The organism is Citrobacter sp. Cpo074 (assembly GCF_030332745.1).
GTDB classification, from domain to species: Bacteria; Pseudomonadota; Gammaproteobacteria; order Enterobacterales; family Enterobacteriaceae; genus Citrobacter; species Citrobacter portucalensis.
Map to the genome: position 1 here is coordinate 189,776 of NZ_JAOWHG010000027.1, position 17,890 is coordinate 207,665.

Consider the following 17,890-nt stretch of genomic DNA (forward strand, 5'->3'; position numbering starts at 1 on the left):
CGTGATACGACATTTATTGAAACGGGAGCCGCCTTGAGCGACACGAATTACGCAGTGATTTATGACCTGCACAGTCATACTACAGCCTCCGATGGGCGATTAACGCCAGAAGCCTTAGTACACCGTGCGGTAGAGATGCGAGTCGGTACACTGGCGATCACCGATCATGACACCACGGCCGGCATTGCGGCGGCAAGAGAAGAAATTTCACGTTCAGGTTTAGCCTTAAATTTGATCCCTGGCGTCGAGATATCAACGGTCTGGGAAAACCATGAGATCCATATAGTGGGTCTGAACATTGATATCGCCCATCCCATGATGTGTGAGTTTCTGGCGCAACAAACGGAACGTCGTCAGCAGCGTGCACGCCTGATTGCTGAACGACTCGACAAAGCGCATATCCCCGGCGCGTGGGAAGGGGCGTTACGCCTGGCTGATGGCGGGGCGGTTACGCGGGGCCATTTTGCACGTTTCCTGATGGAATGTGGAAAAGCCACAACCATGGCGGATGTCTTTAAAAAGTATCTTGCCCGTGGGAAAACCGGTTACGTTCCGCCACAGTGGTGTACAATAGAACAAGCTATTGATGTCATTCATCATTCTGGCGGTAAGGCTGTTCTGGCTCATCCTGGGCGGTACGATCTTAGCGCTAAGTGGCTGAAAAGACTGGTTGCACATTTTGCTGAACATCGCGGCGACGCGATGGAAGTAGCACAGTGCCAGCAGTCTCCCAATGAACGCACCCATCTGGCGACGCTTGCGCGTTCGCATCAACTGTGGGCATCGCAAGGGTCTGATTTTCATCTACCCTGCCCATGGATTGAGTTGGGCCGTAAACTTTGGTTGCCCGCAGGCGTAGAAGGCGTCTGGCAACTTTGGGAGCAGCCCGCGATCACAGAGAGGAAAGTATGAGTCAGTTTTTTTATATTCATCCCGAAAACCCGCAGCAGCGACTGATCAATCAGGCCGTTGAAATCGTGCGTAAAGGTGGGGTGATCGTCTATCCAACCGATTCCGGTTATGCGTTGGGCTGCAAAATTGAAGATAAAGGCGCCATGGAGCGCATTTGCCGCATCCGTCACCTGCCGGACGGACACAACTTTACGCTGATGTGTCGTGACCTGTCCGAACTGTCGACCTATTCGTTTGTCGACAACGTGGCATTCCGTTTAATTAAAAACAACACGCCGGGTAACTACACCTTCATCCTGAAAGGGACGAAAGAAGTTCCGCGCCGTTTGTTGCAGGAAAAACGTAAGACCATCGGCCTGCGTGTGCCATCGAATCCGATTGCGCTGGCGCTGCTGGAAGCACTGGGCGAGCCGATGCTCTCTACATCGCTGATGCTGCCGGGCAGTGAATTTACCGAGTCAGATCCGGAAGAAATTAAAGACCGTCTGGAAAAACTGGTGGATTTGATTATCCATGGTGGCTATCTCGGCCAGCAGCCGACCACGGTCATCGATTTAACCGACGATTCTCCGGTGGTGTTGCGTGAAGGCGTCGGCGACGTTAAACCTTTCTTATAAGGGCGCGAACCGCTATACTACGCGGCCTTAAAATGGCGCTGACTGGCGCCGTTGATTCTCCTGTTCGACGCCTGTGAAGGCGACATCTAAAGGAAGCTCTATGAGCGAAAAGTTACAAAAAGTGCTGGCGCGCGCTGGCCACGGTTCTCGCCGTGAAATCGAATCTATTATTGCCGCGGGTCGCGTGAGCGTTGATGGCAAAATTGCCACGCTCGGCGATCGCGTTGAAGTCACTCCGGGTCTGAAAATCCGTATCGACGGTCATCTGATTTCGGTTAAAGAGTCTGCGGAGCAAATCTGCCGCGTTCTGGCCTATTACAAGCCAGAAGGTGAACTGTGTACCCGTAACGACCCGGAAGGTCGTCCGACCGTGTTCGATCGTTTGCCAAAACTGCGTGATGCGCGCTGGATTGCCGTAGGGCGTCTGGACGTGAATACCTGCGGTTTACTGCTGTTTACCACCGATGGTGAACTGGCTAACCGTCTGATGCACCCAAGCCGTGAAGTTGAACGTGAATATGCGGTACGTGTGTTTGGTCAGGTTGATGATGCCAAACTGCGCGATCTGAGTCGTGGCGTACAGCTGGAAGATGGTCCGGCGGCATTTAAAACGATCAAATTCAGCGGTGGTGAAGGGATCAACCAGTGGTATAACGTCACGCTGACCGAAGGGCGTAACCGTGAAGTCCGTCGCCTGTGGGAAGCTGTAGGTGTACAGGTAAGCCGTCTTATTCGTGTTCGTTACGGTGATATCCCGCTGCCGAAAGGCCTGCCGCGTGGTGGCTGGACCGAGCTTGACCTCGCGCAGACCAACTATCTGCGTGAACTGGTGGAGCTGAAGCCGGAAACGACATCTAAAGTTGCCGTCGAGAAAGATCGTCGTCGCATGAAGGCAAATCAGATCCGTCGTGCGGTGAAGCGCCACTCACAGGTCGGTAGCAGCCGTCGTCCGGGAGGTCGTAGCAACAACGGTTAATTATGACCAGGCCTGATGAGCAAAGCGCCATCAGGCGTTAGCGTGGAGCCGGATGCGGCGCAAGCGCCTTATCCGGCCTACTGTCAGTAATCAATCCCTATCTGGGCCTTCACGCCCGCTTCAAACGCATGCTTGACCGGGCGCAGCTCGCTGACCGTATCCGCTAACTCCAGAATATCGCGATGACATCCACGGCCGGTGATAATCACCGTTTGATGGGCAGGGCGCGCGTTTAGGGCAGTGATGACCTCTTCAAGCGGCAGATAGTCGTATGCCACCATATAGGTCAGCTCGTCCAGCACCACCATATCCAGTTCATCGTCGGCTAGCATCCGCTTGCCGTGTTCCCACACGGCCATACAGGCCGCGGTGTCGGACTCACGGTTTTGCGTTTCCCAGGTAAATCCTGTTGCCATAACCTGAAACTCTACGCCGTGGGGTTCAAGTAAGTTACGTTCTCCGTTTGGCCACGTACCTTTAATAAATTGTACGACGCCGACTTTTTTACCGTGGCCCACCGCGCGCGTGGCGGTACCGAATGCGGCGGTGGTTTTACCCTTACCATTTCCGGTGAATACGATGATGATCCCGCGCTCGTCCGTAGCGGCGGCAACGCGTGCGTCAACCCGATCTTTTACGCGCTGTTGACGTTGCTGATAGCGTTCTTCACTCATTGGGCAATTCCTGGTTTACGGCCCGGCTGGGCGTCAAAAGTCATACCGGTTTTACGGCGGCTGTCATCGCCCATCAGCCACAGGTAGAGCGGCATAATATCGGCGGGAGTTTTCAATTTTTGTGGATCTTCCGTGGGGAATGCACTGGCTCGCATGCCAGTTCGTGTTCCACCAGGATTGATACAGTTTACGCGCAGATGACGGTTTTGATACTCATCAGCCAGAACCTGCATCATCCCTTCGGTTGCAAATTTTGAGGTGGCATATGCACCCCAATTGGCGCGTCCCTGGCGGCCAACGCTGGAAGAGGTAAAGACCAGCGATCCGGCATCGGATTTGAGTAACAACGGCAGCAATGCCTGAGTCAGCATAAAAGTGGCATTCACATTTACCTGCATCACATCCTGCCAGACCAGCGGGTTTTGTTCACTCATTGGGCAAATATCGCCGAGTAATCCGGCGTTATGCAGTACGCCATCCAGACGCGGGAAATGTGCGGCAATGCGCTGTGCAAGCTGGTGACATTCTTCAGAGGTACAGGTCAGTAAATCCAGTGTAAACCACTGTGGTTGTGTTCCGTTTTCATCGGCGATAGTGCGGGCAACCTGACGCAGTTTTTCTTCGTTACGCCCAAGCAGGATAACGGTCGCGCCATAGCGTGCATAGGTCTGCGCGGCTTCGCGTCCGATACCATCGCTGGCACCGGTGACAAGAATAATGCGGCCCTGTAAAAGGTCTTGTTTAGGTTGGTAATGCACGGCTACTCCTCGGCGACGCCCTGGCCATCTCGTTCGCAATAACTTTTGGGCTTTATGCCTTAAACCCTGTTCTTTTTCAATCAGCCAAAGGCAATAACACCGCAAAATGAACGCTTTGTCATGCTTTTTACTGATTCAGCACTGGATGTATGAAGCAAGACGAGGTGACACGCCTGTTGTACACTGAGCGGAAGTCGCGTTGTTTAACCAAGGTGGGTCTCGTGGAATTGTTGTCTGAATATGGGCTGTTTTTGGCAAAAATTGTCACTGTCGTGGTGGCTATTGCAGTGGTGGTGATGCTGATCGTAAACGCGACACAACGCAAACGTCAGCGTGGGGAATTGCGGGTTATTAACCTCAGCGATCAATATAAAGAGATGAAGGAAGACCTGTCGCTGGCCTTATTGGATGGGCATCAGCAAAAATTCTGGCATAAGGCGCAGAAAAAGAAACAGAAGCTGGAGGCGAAGGCTGCCAAGGCAAAAGCAAAACTGGGTGACAGTACGTCATCAGATAAACCTCGTGTATGGGTGCTTGATTTTAAAGGCAGTATGGATGCCCATGAGGTCAGCGCATTACGCGAAGAGGTGACGGCGGTGCTGGCGGTTGTTAAACCTCAGGATCAGGTGGTGGTTCGTCTGGAAAGCCCGGGCGGTGTGGTACATGGTTATGGCCTGGCTGCGTCCCAGATACAACGCCTGCGCGATAAGCAGATCCCACTGACCGTCACGGTAGATAAAGTCGCTGCGAGCGGCGGATATATGATGGCCTGCGTGGCAGATAAAATTGTTTCGGCGCCGTTTGCTATCGTCGGCTCAATTGGCGTGGTGGCGCAGATCCCGAACTTTAACCGCTTCCTGAAAGGGAAAGATATTGATATCGAACTGCACACCGCCGGACAGTACAAGCGTACGCTGACGCTGCTTGGCGAGAACACGGAAGAAGGGCGGCAGAAATTCCGTGAAGATCTGAACGAAACACATCATTTGTTTAAAGATTTTGTCCATCGTATGCGCCCGACTCTGGACATTGAGCAGGTTGCCACGGGTGAACACTGGTTTGGTCAACAGGCGCTGGCAAATGGGCTGGTGGATGAGATCAACACCAGCGATGAGGTGATCCTCGGGCTGATGGAAGGTCGTGAAGTGTTGAACGTTCGCTATCTGCAGCGTAAAAAGCTGATGGATCGTTTTACCGGTAGTGCGGCGGAGAGCGCCGATCGTTTGCTGATGCGCTGGTGGCAGCGGGGGCAGAAGCCACTGATGTAAAATTGTCATTGCCGGATAGCGATGCTCACATATCCTATCCGGCCTACAAATAGGCATCAATGTAGGCTGGATAAGGTGTTGCCGCCATCCGGCAAATTATTTCTCGAGTTAATCGATCAAGTGATACTTTTCAGAAAGTACGTGCGCCAGGTGTTTAAACATATTAAACACAGCCGTACTTTTGGGCGTTGGTAGCCCTTGCTCGTCTAAAAAGTAATCTCCGCTGAAAACCAGCACGCCGTTTCGCTGCGTAACGCCGGTGGCGACAATCCCCGCCAGCGTGTCCTCATGCTCACGAATGATTTTGTTGGCTTCAATCAGCAGTGTTTCGCGATCGATGGGTTGAGTGTCTTTATGCATGATTTACTCCTTAAACAAGGACATTAGTCTACGCTGAGCCCGCCTTATGGGCAAATATTCCCTGACATAAATGAAGGTTTTACGACAGTGTTACAACTGGCGAGATTTGTTTTTGCATGCTAATAAAGTTGCGTAACGCATTTTATCAGGTACAGTGTGACGCTTTCGTCAATCTGGCAACAGATTTGCTTGACATTCGACCAATACTTCGTCGTGCTAGAGCGTTTGTGAGAAAAAAAGCCTGTTAACTCAGTTACATGAGAGTTACATTACAAGCGCGAAACAGTTTAAGGGGTTGATATCCGCCGACGCAGAGACCATATCGATGTCTCGTCGCCAGTGGAAGGTGAATCAACGTGCGACGCATTCTGGAAGAATCAAATTAGGTAAAGGTGAATATGGGTAAAGCTCTTGTCATCGTTGAGTCCCCGGCAAAAGCCAAAACGATCAACAAGTATCTGGGTAATGACTACGTGGTGAAATCCAGCGTCGGTCATATCCGTGATTTGCCGACCAGTGGCTCAGCAACTAAAAAGAGCGCCGACTCAACCTCCACCAAAACGGCTAAAAAGCCCAAAAAGGATGAACGTGGCGCTCTCGTCAACCGTATGGGTGTTGACCCGTGGCACAACTGGGATGCGCGCTATGAAGTGCTGCCTGGTAAAGAGAAAGTTGTTTCTGAACTGAAGCAACTGGCTGAAAAAGCCGACCACATCTATCTCGCAACCGACCTTGACCGCGAAGGGGAAGCCATTGCATGGCACCTGCGGGAAGTCATCGGTGGCGACGACACCCGCTACAGCCGCGTGGTGTTTAACGAAATTACCAAAAATGCTATTCGCCAGGCGTTTGAAAAACCGGGCGAGTTGAACATCGATCGTGTTAATGCGCAACAGGCGCGCCGCTTTATGGACCGTGTGGTGGGCTATATGGTGTCGCCACTGCTGTGGAAAAAAATTGCGCGTGGTCTGTCTGCCGGTCGCGTACAGTCTGTGGCTGTGCGTCTGGTGGTTGAGCGTGAACGCGAAATCAAAGCATTTGTTCCAGAAGAGTTCTGGGAAATTGATGCTAACACGACCACGCCGGGCGGTGACGCGTTGCCGCTTGAGGTGACGCATCAAAATGATAAACCGTTCCGTCCTGTAAATCGGGAACAAACGCTTGCCGCGGTTAGCCTGTTGGAAAAAGCGCGCTATAGCGTCCTGGAACGTGAAGATAAACCGACCAGCAGCAAGCCGAGCGCACCGTTCATTACCTCCACGCTACAGCAGGCTGCGAGCACGCGTCTGGGCTTTGGTGTGAAGAAAACCATGATGATGGCGCAGCGCTTGTATGAAGCGGGTTACATCACTTACATGCGTACTGACTCAACCAACCTGAGCCAGGATGCTGTCACCATGGTTCGCGATTACATCAGTGATAATTTTGGCAAAAAATATTTGCCGGAGAGCGCGAACCAGTACGCCAGCAAAGAGAACTCGCAGGAAGCACACGAAGCTATCCGTCCTTCCGATGTCGCCGTACTAGCGGAGTCGCTGAAAGATATGGAAGCCGATGCGCAAAAACTGTATCAGCTTATCTGGCGCCAGTTTGTTGCTTGTCAGATGACGCCAGCGAAATATGACTCTACCACCCTGACCGTGGGTGCGGGTGATTTCCGTCTGAAAGCGCGTGGTCGTATTCTGCGCTTCGATGGTTGGACCAAAGTGATGCCAGCGCTGCGTAAGGGCGATGAAGATCGCATCTTACCGGCGGTGGACAAAGGCGATACCTTGACGCTTATCGAGCTGACACCTGCGCAGCATTTCACCAAGCCGCCTGCGCGCTTCAGTGAAGCTTCGCTGGTTAAAGAGCTTGAAAAGCGTGGCATTGGTCGTCCATCCACCTATGCGTCGATCATCTCTACGATTCAGGATCGCGGTTATGTTCGCGTTGAAAACCGTCGCTTCTACGCTGAAAAAATGGGTGAAATCGTCACCGATCGTCTGGAAGAAAACTTCCGCGAGCTGATGAACTACGATTTTACCGCGCAGATGGAAGACAGCCTCGACCAGGTGGCGAATCACGAAGCCGAATGGAAGGGCGTACTCGACAACTTCTTCACTGATTTTACTCAGCAGTTAGATAAAGCCGAGAAAGATCCTGAAGAAGGCGGTATGCGTCCAAACCAGATGGTGCTGACCAGCATTGATTGCCCGACCTGCGGACGCAAGATGGGTATTCGTACCGCCAGTACCGGCGTTTTCCTTGGTTGCTCCGGCTACGCACTTTCCCCGAAAGAGCGTTGCAAAACCACCATTAACCTGGTGCCGGAAAACGAAGTATTGAACGTGCTGGAAGGCGATGACGCGGAAACGAACGCATTGCGCGCCAAACGCCGCTGCCAGAAGTGCGGTACGGCAATGGATAGTTATCTCATCGATCCTAAGCGTAAATTGCATGTGTGTGGTAATAACCCAACCTGCGACGGCTACGAGATCGAAGAGGGTGAATTCCGTATCAAGGGTTATGACGGTCCTATCGTAGAGTGCGAAAAATGTGGTTCTGAAATGCACCTGAAAATGGGACGTTTCGGCAAGTACATGGCGTGTACTAACGACGAGTGTAAAAACACCCGTAAGATCCTGCGTAACGGTGAAGTTGCTCCGCCGAAAGAAGATCCGGTTCCGCTGCCGGAACTGCCGTGTGAAAAATCTGACGCGTATTTCGTGTTACGTGATGGTGCTGCAGGTATCTTCCTGGCGGCCAATACGTTCCCGAAATCACGTGAGACTCGTGCGCCGTTGGTGGAAGAGTTGTATCGCTTCCGCGATCGCCTGCCGGAAAAACTGCGTTATCTGGCAGATGCGCCGCAAACAGACCCGGATGGTAACAAGTCTATGGTTCGTTTCAGCCGTAAAACCAAGCAGCAATACGTTGCCGCTGAGAAAGACGGTAAGGCGACTGGCTGGTCCGCGTTCTTCGTTGACGGTAAATGGGTAGAAGGGAAGAAATAACAGCGTTACGGCTGAATTTCTCCTCAAAGGGTCGCGTAAGCGGCCCTTTTTGTTTCTGGCATATTATTTTTTGTCATACCTATACAGCGTACATATAAATGATATAGTGGTTATAGTTAACAGACTTTTTATTATTAAATCGTATTAGCAGCGCCCACGAGCCTGCACTGAAACGATGATTTGATGGCGCGAATCGGGATGGCATAACATGAAATTACAGCAGCTTCGCTACATTGTTGAGGTGGTGAACCACAACCTTAATGTCTCCTCAACGGCGGAAGGGCTTTATACCTCTCAGCCCGGTATCAGTAAGCAAGTTCGTATGCTGGAAGATGAACTTGGCATCCAGATTTTCGCCCGTAGTGGTAAGCATCTGACCCAGGTTACGCCAGCGGGGCAGGAAGTCATCCGTATTGCGCGCGAAGTACTGTCTAAGGTAGATGCTATTAAGTCCGTTGCTGGCGAACATACCTGGCCGGATAAAGGCTCGCTATATATCGCCACCACGCACACCCAGGCACGTTACGCTTTGCCGAACGTGATTAAGGGTTTTATTGAGCGATATCCTCGTGTTTCATTGCATATGCATCAGGGATCGCCGACGCAAATTGCCGAAGCCGTCTCGAAAGGGAATGCGGATTTTGCCATCGCGACGGAAGCCCTGCATCTGTATGACGATCTGGTGATGTTACCTTGCTACCACTGGAACCGTTCGATTGTCGTCACGCCGGATCATCCGCTGGCGGGAAAATCCTCGGTTTCTATTGAGGAACTGGCACAGTATCCACTGGTGACCTACACCTTTGGATTTACCGGGCGTTCGGAGCTGGACACCGCGTTTAACCGTGCGGGTCTGGAGCCGCGTATTGTTTTTACCGCGACCGATGCCGATGTTATTAAAACCTATGTCCGTCTGGGTCTCGGCGTGGGTGTAATTGCCAGTATGGCGGTTGATCCTGTTTCCGATCCTGACCTGGTACGTGTGGATGCGCACGATATCTTCAGCCATAGCACCACCAAAATTGGTTTTCGTCGCAGCACCTTCTTACGTAGTTACATGTATGATTTCATTCAACGTTTCGCGCCGCATCTGACGCGTGATGTGGTGGACACGGCGGTGGCGCTGCGTTCCAACGATGATATTGAAGCCATGTTTAAAGATATTAAATTGCCTGAGAAATAATAACGGTTGTTACCTCGTCGGTATCTGTAAGCATAAAGTGATACCGACGGGGGAGTCTGAATTCATTATTTCTCCTCCTATATATTAACCATATATTATTTATGGAAAAAGTTCTCTAAAGTAGTTTCAAATTAGTCAGCTTGCCAAAAATCACGCTCAAATATTCATAATTGATCAAACAATTGATTTATTTATCAGATCGACTCCGAAAATTAACTGGCTTTTTTTTGCCTTTTTTATTAGGATTCCTCCTATCTGATGATTAATTGTACCAATTGTTTGGTGCCTAAATGATAAGTGATTTCGATAGTATGAGGTTAGCGATGCCTTCAGGAAACCAGCCTGCACGCCGGGATCCCGCGATGAAACGTAAAGCCTGGTTCGCCGTGTTTCTTGGCTCTGCGATATTCTGGATTATTGTCGCACTCGTGGCCTGGAACGTGTGGGGGTAAGTATGTCCGCACCGGAGCAGCACTCTACCGTGACGCCAGCGTCTCATGACCATGAGCAAGAGAGCAAAACCGTCGCCGAGAAGGAGCCAAAGATACCCGAATCCTGGAATCTTTCTCCTGAACAACGGGCGTTTATTGATCTGTTAACCGGTGATGATGAACAGAAACAATAATTCGTACGTATTTTATAATAATAACGATTACCTCGTGGCCTTAAATATCGAATTGTTTATCCCATGTATTCACCATCAGCCACCTAATCAACGTATTATCGATTGCGCTATTGCCTGCTGAATATTCATCCTATTAATCTACACGGCTAGACCTTCTTCCCTACCATTGACCTCACTTCGCGCTTTTGTATCGCGCGCTACTTTTATCAATTTGAGTTGTTATCAAAGCGTTACATTTTGTTTGTGTTATCTTTAATACTAACCCTGAGGAAATCAGGGGATCCAACCCTGTCATTTAAGGAGGAGCTATGTCGTCGACCCTACGAGAAGCCAGTAAGGACACATTGCAGGTTAAAGATAAAACCTACCGCTACTACAGTTTACCTCTGGCCGCTAAATCACTGGGTGATATCACCCGACTACCCAAATCGCTGAAAGTGTTACTGGAAAACCTGCTTCGTTGGCAGGATGGTAATTCCGTAACCGAAGATGATATTCATGCGCTCGCGCATTGGCTGAAGACTGCCCATGCCGATCGTGAAATTGCCTATCGACCCGCTCGTGTTCTGATGCAGGATTTTACCGGCGTGCCGGCGGTGGTCGATCTGGCCGCCATGCGCGAAACGGTGAAACGTCTGGGTGGGGATACGGCAAAAGTGAATCCGCTTTCGCCAGTGGATCTTGTCATTGACCACTCGGTAACGGTGGACCGTTTTGGTGATGATGATGCTTTCGAAGAAAACGTTCGCCTGGAAATGGAACGTAACCATGAGCGTTACGTGTTCCTGAAATGGGGACAGCAGGCATTTAGTCGCTTCAGCGTTGTACCACCAGGAACGGGGATTTGCCACCAGGTTAACCTTGAATACCTCGGCAAAGCCGTCTGGAGCGAGTTACAGGACGGTGAGTGGGTGGCTTACCCTGACACGTTGGTCGGAACCGATTCCCATACGACAATGATTAATGGTCTCGGTGTGCTGGGATGGGGCGTTGGAGGCATTGAAGCTGAAGCAGCAATGCTGGGTCAACCGGTCTCTATGCTTATCCCGGATGTTGTGGGCTTCAAACTGGTGGGCAAACTGCGGGAAGGCATCACCGCTACTGACCTGGTTTTAACCGTCACCCAGATGCTACGTAAGCACGGCGTGGTCGGTAAATTCGTTGAATTCTACGGTGATGGGCTGGACACCTTACCGCTGGCCGATCGGGCAACCATTGCGAACATGTCACCGGAATACGGCGCAACCTGCGGTTTCTTCCCGATAGATAGCATCACTCTTGAATATATGCGTCTGAGTGGGCGCAGTGAGGAGCAGGTTGAGCTGGTCAGCGCCTATGCCAAAGCGCAGGGAATGTGGCGTAATCCGGGGGATGAACCCGTATTTACCAGTTCACTGGAGCTGGATATGGGCAGTGTGGAAGCTAGTCTTGCCGGACCGAAGCGTCCGCAGGATCGGGTGGCACTGGCTGATGTCCCGAAAGCGTTTTCGGCGAGTAATGAACTCGAAGTGAATAGCTCGCTGAAAGATCGCCAGCCAGTGGATTATACAATGAACGGTCACCAGTACCAGCTGCCGGATGGTGCTGTGGTTATTGCAGCGATCACTTCCTGTACCAACACCTCTAACCCAAGCGTATTGATGGCGGCGGGGCTGCTGGCGAAAAAAGCAGTGACGCTTGGTCTGAAACCTCAGCCGTGGGTGAAAGCCTCGCTGGCGCCAGGATCGAAGGTGGTGTCTGATTATCTGGCGCAGGCAGGGTTCACGCCATACCTTGATGAGCTGGGATTTAACCTTGTAGGTTATGGCTGTACCACCTGTATCGGTAACTCGGGACCGTTACCCGATCCTATCGAGACAGCTATCAAAAAAGGCGACCTCACCGTTGGTGCTGTGCTTTCCGGCAACCGAAACTTTGAGGGGCGTATCCATCCGCTCGTGAAGACCAACTGGTTGGCGTCTCCGCCGCTGGTGGTGGCCTATGCGCTGGCGGGGAATATGAATATCAATCTGACGAAAGATCCGTTAGGGCATGACAGAAAGGGCGATCCCGTTTATCTGAAAGATATCTGGCCGACGGCTCAGGAAATTGCCCGTGCCGTGGAGCAGGTCTCTACCGCCATGTTCCATAAAGAGTATGCTGAAGTGTTTGAAGGCACGCCGGAATGGAAAGCAATCCAGGTTGATCGGGCTGATACCTATGGCTGGCAGTCTGACTCAACCTATATCCGTTTGTCGCCGTTCTTCGATGGTATGCAGGCGACGCCGGATCCGGTCCAGGACATTCATGGTGCGCGTATCCTTGCAATGCTTGGAGATTCCGTCACCACTGACCATATTTCTCCTGCAGGTAGTATTAAGCCGGACAGCCCGGCGGGGCGTTATCTGCAAAGCCACGGCGTGGAGCGTAAAGATTTTAACTCCTACGGTTCACGACGCGGGAATCATGAAGTCATGATGCGTGGTACCTTTGCCAATATTCGTATTCGCAATGAGATGGTACCCGGCGTGGAAGGTGGGATGACGCGTCATTTGCCGGGAACTGAGGTAGTGGCTATCTATGATGCGGCTATGCAATATCAACAAGAGAATATTCCCCTGGCGGTTATTGCCGGGAAAGAGTATGGCTCTGGCTCCAGCCGCGACTGGGCGGCGAAAGGCCCGCGCTTGCTGGGGGTTCGCGTGGTTATCGCAGAGTCCTTTGAGCGAATTCACCGTTCTAATCTGATTGGTATGGGGATTTTACCGCTGGAATTCCCGCAGGGCGTCACGCGTAAAACGCTGGGACTAACCGGTGAGGAAGCGATCGATATTACGGATCTGCAAAACATCAAACCGGGAGCAACAGTGCCGGTGAGTATGGTTCGCTCGGATGGACGTAAAGAGGTGGTTTTATGCCGCTGCCGTATCGATACCGCGACGGAGCTAACGTACTACCAAAACGATGGCATTCTGCACTACGTGATTCGTAATATGTTGAGCTAGAAGTAAAAAGCCTGCGAGAGCAGGCTTTTTTATCGGCGGTAACAACTATTACTTGCCCAGCAAATGTCCCATCTTGGCGGCTTTGGTGTCCAGGTAATGTTCATTGTTCGGGTTACGACCCACAATCAGCGGCACGCGTTCAACAATGTTGATTCCCGCTTCGGTCAGAATTTCCACTTTTTTCGGGTTATTGGTCAGCAAACGAACTTCGTCCACACCAAGCAGCTTGAACATATCCGCACACAGCGTGAAATCACGCTCATCTGCCGCAAAGCCCAACTGATGGTTAGCTTCAACGGTATCATAACCCTGGTCCTGCAACGCGTAGGCGCGGATTTTATTGAGCAGGCCGATATTGCGTCCTTCCTGACGATGATAAAGCAGGATACCGCGCCCTTCTTCAGCAATATGGGTGAGAGCCGCTTCGAGCTGGAAACCGCAATCGCAACGCAGGCTAAACAATGCATCGCCAGTCAGACATTCGGAGTGGACACGCGCCAGGACAGGCGTTTGGCCTGTGATATCGCCAAAAACCAGTGCGACGTGATCGTGTCCGGTTGCCAGTTCTTCAAATCCCACCATCAGGAAATCACCCCAGGGGGTTGGCAGTTTGGCTTCTGCCACACGTTTAAGCTGCATGTAATTCTCCAGATTATGCTGGCACTGTCGTGCCGTCGCCTGTTGGCTTCTGTTCTATATTGCACTATTTTGCCATAAGGCAACGATGTTCACCTAATCGCGACAACGGATTCGCTTTTGGAATGGCACAAAATTGTCAATTTCCCCGGCATGCGCTTTTTTCAGTTATGATTGTGAGACTTATCGACGAAAGGAGAGGCAATGCTGTCAATTGCAAAGCGCACTGCGGTCGGGGCCGGGCTGCTACTTATTATGCCGGTTGCCGTATGGGTATCGGGCTGGAGCTGGCAGCCGGGACATAACGTTTGGTGGCTAAAATCTCTGTACTGGATAACGGAAACGGTGACGCAGCCGTGGGGCATTATCACTCACGTTGTTCTCTGTGCATGGTTTCTGTGGTGTCTGCGTTTTCGTCTGAAAGCTGCGGTAATGCTGTTTGCGATCCTGGCTGCGGCAATTTTAGTCGGTCAGGGCGTGAAGTCCTGGGTTAAAGACAGGGTGCAGGAACCTCGGCCCTTTGTCGTGTGGCTGGAAAAAACGCACCATATTCCGGTTGATGAGTTCTACACTTTAAAACGTAAAGATCGTGGTCACTTAGTTAAAGAGCAATTGGCCGAACAACAGGATATTCCGACGTTTCTACGTAAGCACTGGCAAAAAGAAACAGGGTTTGCCTTTCCGTCAGGGCATACGATGTTTGCCGCCAGTTGGGCTTTACTTGCAGTAGGGCTGTTATGGCCACGCCGACGTACGCTGACGATTGTGTTTTTACTTATCTGGGCTACGGGTGTTATGGGGAGTCGCTTGCTATTAGGCATGCACTGGCCCCGTGATTTGGTCGTTGCAACGCTGATTTCATGGTTGCTGGTAACACTGGCGACATGGCTTGCGCAGCGGGTATGCGGGCCATTAACGCCACCTGTGCAGGAGGAAAAAGAAATCGCTCAGCGTGAACAAGAAAGTTAGCCATGATTGATTTTTCGAATTTTGCCCTTAAATCAGAAAGGGGAAAGCGCTTTTCCGTTTCGCACTCGGTGTGAAAATGGTAATTTAAAGGGCTCAACGCGGTAAGTTGTACACGATTTATTCGCTTAAACCACATAACGGGAAGTAATGTGAAATATTTACTCATTTTCTTACTGGTGTTGGCGATTTTTGTTATTTCGGTGACATTAGGTGCGCAAAACGATCAACAGGTTACGTTTAATTACCTGCTGGCTCAGGGTGAGTATCGTATCTCTACGCTGCTTGCTGTATTGTTTGCCGCAGGTTTTGCGATTGGTTGGTTAATTTGCGGCCTTTTCTGGCTGAAGGTTCGTGTGTCTCTTGCGCGCGCCGAACGTAAAATCAAACGACTGGAAAACCAGCTTACGCCTGCGACCGACGTTGCGGTTTCTGCCGATTCGTCGGTTGTGAAGGAATAATTATTTATGTTGGAGTTGTTGTTTCTGCTTTTGCCTGTAGCCGCTGCCTATGGGTGGTATATGGGTCGCAGAAGTGCGCAACAAACCAAGCAGGATGAAGCTAACCGTCTTTCCCGTGACTATGTCGCCGGGGTTAACTTCCTTCTGAGCAACCAACAAGACAAAGCGGTGGATCTGTTCCTCGATATGCTAAAAGAGGATACGGGCACCGTTGAGGCTCATCTCACCCTCGGAAACCTGTTTCGCTCGCGCGGTGAAGTCGACCGCGCAATCCGCATCCATCAAACGTTAATGGAAAGTGCTTCGCTAACCTACGAGCAGCGTTTGTTGGCCGTACAACAACTGGGGCGCGACTACATGGCCGCAGGTCTGTACGACCGCGCGGAAGACATGTTTAATCAGCTTACCGATGAAACAGATTTTCGCGTCGGTGCATTACAGCAACTGCTGCAAATTTATCAGGCGACCAGTGAATGGCAGAAAGCGATTGATGTCGCAGAACGTCTGGTGAAGCTCGGTAAAGATAAACAACGTATCGAGATAGCTCACTTCTACTGCGAACTGGCCTTACAGCAGATGGGCAGCGACGATATGGATCGCGCCATGACGCTGTTGAAAAAAGGGGCTGCGGCAGACAAAAACAGTGCCCGTGTTTCCATCATGATGGGCCGTGTGTACATGGTGAAAGGCGATTACGCGAAGGCCGTTGAATGTCTACAACGCGTGATTTCTCAGGATAAAGAACTGGTCAGCGAAACGCTGGAAATGCTGCAAAGCTGCTACCAGCATCTGGGGAAAAACGATGAGTGGGCCGAGTTTTTACGTCGGGCCGTTGAGGAGAATACTGGCGCCGCCGCAGAGCTGATGCTGGCCGATATTCTTGAAGCGCGTGAGGGGACTGATACCGCTCAGGTTTATATTACCCGCCAGCTACAACGCCATCCTACGATGCGCGTGTTCCACAAGTTGATGGATTACCATCTTAACGAAGCAGAAGAAGGGCGCGCGAAAGAGAGCCTGATGGTTCTGCGCGATATGGTCGGAGAGCAGGTGCGCAGCAAGCCTCGGTATCGTTGCCAGAAGTGCGGATTTACCGCATATACACTGTATTGGCACTGCCCATCCTGTCGCTCATGGTCAACCATTAAGCCTATTCGTGGACTTGATGGGCTGTAATTTTTAAAAAAACTTCACTTTAGTTACAACATACTAATGATGTGTAACCAATCCATCCTCAACCCCGTTGCCAAATTCGCCTGGCAGAAATGTAATCGCGCCTGTTAATTTTCTATTGCCGCAGGTAGAATGCACGCCGTTTACCCATTTTGCGCCGCCGATGGCGCCCATCCTCAGGAAGGTCTGGTCATGACGTTTACTGCTTCATCTTCTTCTCGTGCTGTTACTGATTCTCCTGTCGTTGTCGCTCTCGATTATTCCAATCGTGATAAAGCATTAGCTTTTGTCGACAGAATTGATCCTCGTGATTGCCGTTTGAAAGTGGGCAAAGAGATGTTCACGCTTTTTGGGCCTCAGTTGGTTCGCGATCTACAACAGCGTGGCTTTGACGTCTTTCTTGATTTGAAATTTCATGACATTCCCAACACTACCGCGCATGCCGTTGCGGCAGCTGCCGAGCTTGGTGTGTGGATGGTTAACGTTCATGCTTCAGGTGGGGCGCGTATGATGACCGCTGCACGTGAAGCCCTGGTGCCTTTTGGCAAGGATGCGCCGCTGCTGATTGCAGTAACAGTTCTGACCAGTATGGAAGCCAGCGATCTTGCCGACCTTGGCGTGACGTTGTCACCTGCGGAGCATGCGGAAAGGCTGGCGCGCTTAACCCAACATTGTGGTTTGGATGGCGTTGTATGCTCAGCGCAGGAAGCAGTGCGATTCAAGCAGGCGTTTGGCCAGGCATTTAAACTGGTTACGCCGGGTATTCGCCCTGAAGGTAGCGAGGCAGGCGACCAGCGTCGCATTATGACGCCGGAACAGGCACAGTCAGCTGGCGTGGATTATATGGTTATTGGTCGTCCGGTCACACAGTCGGCAGATCCGGCTCAGACGCTGAAGATGATCAATGCCTCCCTGAAACGAGGTGCGTAAATGAACGACTCAAATTCTCGTCTGGTCTACTCAACTGACACCGGGCGTATTGATGAACCGAAAGCCGTCCCAGAGCGTCCCAAAGGCGATGGCATTGTCCGTATCCAGCGACAGACCAGTGGCCGCAAAGGTAAGGGCGTGTGCCTGATTACTGGAATAGATCAGGACGATGCTGAACTGACCAAATTAGCTGCGGAACTGAAGAAAAAATGTGGTTGCGGCGGGGCAGTGAAGGATGGCGTGATTGAGATACAGGGTGATAAACGCGACCTGATTAAATCGCTGCTGGAAGCCAAAGGAATGAAAGTTAAATTGGCTGGCGGTTAATAAAAAAAGCCACGGAATTTTTCCGTGGCTTTTTAATAATACAG

The 17,890-nt window shown here is 51.3% G+C and carries 18 protein-coding genes; 14 read left to right on the plus strand and 4 right to left on the minus strand.

All coding sequences use genetic code 11. From position 1 onward, the window contains the following. Positions 1 to 33 precede the first annotated feature (33 nt). The 3 genes from rnm (at position 34) to rluB (ending at position 2,505) form a co-directional block, all read left to right on the plus strand. Complete coding sequence (rnm, locus tag OGX83_RS05515; RefSeq protein WP_060682125.1) at positions 34 to 912, plus strand: RNase RNM; 879 nt, start codon at positions 34 to 36, stop codon at positions 910 to 912. After that, the gene (locus OGX83_RS05520; protein ID WP_003833336.1) at positions 909 to 1,529 is read left to right on the plus strand and encodes an L-threonylcarbamoyladenylate synthase; all 621 of its coding nucleotides are present in this window, start codon (positions 909 to 911) and stop codon (positions 1,527 to 1,529) included. The genes rnm and OGX83_RS05520 overlap by 4 nt, the downstream gene beginning before the upstream one ends. 100 nt (positions 1,530 to 1,629) lie before the next feature. After that, complete coding sequence (gene rluB / locus OGX83_RS05525; RefSeq protein WP_003020625.1) at positions 1,630 to 2,505, plus strand: 23S rRNA pseudouridine(2605) synthase RluB; 876 nt, start codon at positions 1,630 to 1,632, stop codon at positions 2,503 to 2,505. An 83-nt stretch (positions 2,506 to 2,588) separates the two neighbouring features. Here the strand turns inward: rluB and cobO are convergent, their stop codons facing one another. Together cobO and OGX83_RS05535 are read right to left on the minus strand one after the other, a co-directional pair. Then, positions 2,589 to 3,179, minus strand: coding sequence for a cob(I)yrinic acid a,c-diamide adenosyltransferase (cobO, locus tag OGX83_RS05530; protein ID WP_003833333.1), 591 nt, complete (start codon positions 3,177 to 3,179; stop codon positions 2,589 to 2,591). Then, a complete protein-coding gene (locus tag OGX83_RS05535; RefSeq protein ID WP_048216262.1) occupies positions 3,176 to 3,937 on the minus strand; it encodes a YciK family oxidoreductase in 762 nt (253 codons plus the stop codon). Before OGX83_RS05535 ends, cobO begins: the two co-directional genes overlap by 4 nt. A gap of 221 nt (positions 3,938 to 4,158) precedes the next feature. Between OGX83_RS05535 and sohB the strand changes: the two genes are divergently transcribed. Continuing rightward, positions 4,159 to 5,205, plus strand: a complete 1,047-nt coding sequence (gene sohB / locus OGX83_RS05540; RefSeq protein WP_286587508.1) for a protease SohB — start codon at positions 4,159 to 4,161, stop codon at positions 5,203 to 5,205. Between the two features lie 108 nt (positions 5,206 to 5,313). Here the strand turns inward: sohB and OGX83_RS05545 are convergent, their stop codons facing one another. Beyond that, on the minus strand, positions 5,314 to 5,565 hold the full coding sequence (locus OGX83_RS05545; protein WP_003020616.1) for a YciN family protein: 252 nt from the start codon (positions 5,563 to 5,565) through the stop codon (positions 5,314 to 5,316). Positions 5,566 to 5,963: 398 nt separating this feature from the next. Between OGX83_RS05545 and topA the strand changes: the two genes are divergently transcribed. The 5 genes from topA (at position 5,964) to acnA (ending at position 13,353) form a co-directional block, all read left to right on the plus strand. Next, positions 5,964 to 8,561 (plus strand): type I DNA topoisomerase, encoded by a 2,598-nt coding sequence (topA, locus tag OGX83_RS05550; RefSeq protein ID WP_003833325.1) that lies wholly within the window; start codon positions 5,964 to 5,966, stop codon positions 8,559 to 8,561. Between the two features lie 208 nt (positions 8,562 to 8,769). Further along, complete coding sequence (gene cysB / locus OGX83_RS05555) at positions 8,770 to 9,744, plus strand: HTH-type transcriptional regulator CysB (RefSeq protein ID WP_003020610.1); 975 nt, start codon at positions 8,770 to 8,772, stop codon at positions 9,742 to 9,744. 311 nt (positions 9,745 to 10,055) lie between these two features. After that, entirely contained in the window at positions 10,056 to 10,196 is a 141-nt protein-coding gene (locus OGX83_RS05560; protein WP_213732144.1) for a YmiA family putative membrane protein, read from the plus strand. Between the two features lie 2 nt (positions 10,197 to 10,198). After that, on the plus strand, positions 10,199 to 10,369 hold the full coding sequence (locus tag OGX83_RS05565) for a YciX family protein (RefSeq protein ID WP_165755481.1): 171 nt from the start codon (positions 10,199 to 10,201) through the stop codon (positions 10,367 to 10,369). A 308-nt stretch (positions 10,370 to 10,677) separates the two neighbouring features. Then, positions 10,678 to 13,353, plus strand: coding sequence for an aconitate hydratase AcnA (gene acnA, locus OGX83_RS05570; RefSeq protein ID WP_057067364.1), 2,676 nt, complete (start codon positions 10,678 to 10,680; stop codon positions 13,351 to 13,353). A gap of 48 nt (positions 13,354 to 13,401) precedes the next feature. Here the strand turns inward: acnA and ribA are convergent, their stop codons facing one another. Next, positions 13,402 to 13,992 carry a GTP cyclohydrolase II gene (gene ribA, locus OGX83_RS05575; RefSeq protein WP_003020601.1) on the minus strand — a complete coding sequence of 197 codons (591 nt, stop codon included), beginning with the start codon at positions 13,990 to 13,992 and terminating at the stop codon, positions 13,402 to 13,404. A 201-nt stretch (positions 13,993 to 14,193) separates the two neighbouring features. On the opposite strand from ribA, the gene pgpB reads away from it, so the two are divergent. The 5 genes from pgpB to yciH all read left to right on the plus strand — a co-directional run bounded on the left by pgpB (position 14,194) and on the right by yciH (position 17,846). Continuing rightward, positions 14,194 to 14,958 (plus strand): phosphatidylglycerophosphatase B, encoded by a 765-nt coding sequence (gene pgpB / locus OGX83_RS05580; RefSeq protein WP_003833318.1) that lies wholly within the window; start codon positions 14,194 to 14,196, stop codon positions 14,956 to 14,958. A gap of 149 nt (positions 14,959 to 15,107) precedes the next feature. Further along, positions 15,108 to 15,416 carry a LapA family protein gene (locus OGX83_RS05585; protein WP_003020595.1) on the plus strand — a complete coding sequence of 103 codons (309 nt, stop codon included), beginning with the start codon at positions 15,108 to 15,110 and terminating at the stop codon, positions 15,414 to 15,416. Between the two features lie 6 nt (positions 15,417 to 15,422). Beyond that, positions 15,423 to 16,592: a lipopolysaccharide assembly protein LapB gene (gene lapB / locus OGX83_RS05590; protein ID WP_003833317.1), complete on the plus strand. Its 1,170-nt coding sequence runs from the start codon at positions 15,423 to 15,425 to the stop codon at positions 16,590 to 16,592. A gap of 189 nt (positions 16,593 to 16,781) precedes the next feature. Then, the gene (pyrF, locus tag OGX83_RS05595) at positions 16,782 to 17,519 is read left to right on the plus strand and encodes an orotidine-5'-phosphate decarboxylase (RefSeq protein ID WP_003833316.1); all 738 of its coding nucleotides are present in this window, start codon (positions 16,782 to 16,784) and stop codon (positions 17,517 to 17,519) included. Next, the gene (gene yciH, locus OGX83_RS05600; RefSeq protein ID WP_003833315.1) at positions 17,520 to 17,846 is read left to right on the plus strand and encodes a stress response translation initiation inhibitor YciH; all 327 of its coding nucleotides are present in this window, start codon (positions 17,520 to 17,522) and stop codon (positions 17,844 to 17,846) included. The last annotated feature ends 44 nt before the right edge of the window (positions 17,847 to 17,890 follow it).

What these genes read in the sequence shown, in the direction of transcription:
- OGX83_RS05520 (WP_003833336.1), top strand. Translation starts at nt 909, where the DNA reads ATGAGTCAGTTTTTTTATATTCATCCCGAAAACCCGCAGCAGCGACTG.
- rluB (WP_003020625.1), top strand. Translation starts at nt 1,630, where the DNA reads ATGAGCGAAAAGTTACAAAAAGTGCTGGCGCGCGCTGGCCACGGTTCT.
- cobO (WP_003833333.1), bottom strand. Translation starts at nt 3,179, where the DNA reads ATGAGTGAAGAACGCTATCAGCAACGTCAACAGCGCGTAAAAGATCGG.
- OGX83_RS05545 (WP_003020616.1), bottom strand. Translation starts at nt 5,565, where the DNA reads ATGCATAAAGACACTCAACCCATCGATCGCGAAACACTGCTGATTGAA.
- topA (WP_003833325.1), top strand. Translation starts at nt 5,964, where the DNA reads ATGGGTAAAGCTCTTGTCATCGTTGAGTCCCCGGCAAAAGCCAAAACG.
- cysB (WP_003020610.1), top strand. Translation starts at nt 8,770, where the DNA reads ATGAAATTACAGCAGCTTCGCTACATTGTTGAGGTGGTGAACCACAAC.
- OGX83_RS05560 (WP_213732144.1), top strand. Translation starts at nt 10,056, where the DNA reads ATGAGGTTAGCGATGCCTTCAGGAAACCAGCCTGCACGCCGGGATCCC.
- OGX83_RS05565 (WP_165755481.1), top strand. Translation starts at nt 10,199, where the DNA reads ATGTCCGCACCGGAGCAGCACTCTACCGTGACGCCAGCGTCTCATGAC.
- acnA (WP_057067364.1), top strand. Translation starts at nt 10,678, where the DNA reads ATGTCGTCGACCCTACGAGAAGCCAGTAAGGACACATTGCAGGTTAAA.
- ribA (WP_003020601.1), bottom strand. Translation starts at nt 13,992, where the DNA reads ATGCAGCTTAAACGTGTGGCAGAAGCCAAACTGCCAACCCCCTGGGGT.
- pgpB (WP_003833318.1), top strand. Translation starts at nt 14,194, where the DNA reads ATGCTGTCAATTGCAAAGCGCACTGCGGTCGGGGCCGGGCTGCTACTT.
- lapB (WP_003833317.1), top strand. Translation starts at nt 15,423, where the DNA reads ATGTTGGAGTTGTTGTTTCTGCTTTTGCCTGTAGCCGCTGCCTATGGG.
- pyrF (WP_003833316.1), top strand. Translation starts at nt 16,782, where the DNA reads ATGACGTTTACTGCTTCATCTTCTTCTCGTGCTGTTACTGATTCTCCT.
- yciH (WP_003833315.1), top strand. Translation starts at nt 17,520, where the DNA reads ATGAACGACTCAAATTCTCGTCTGGTCTACTCAACTGACACCGGGCGT.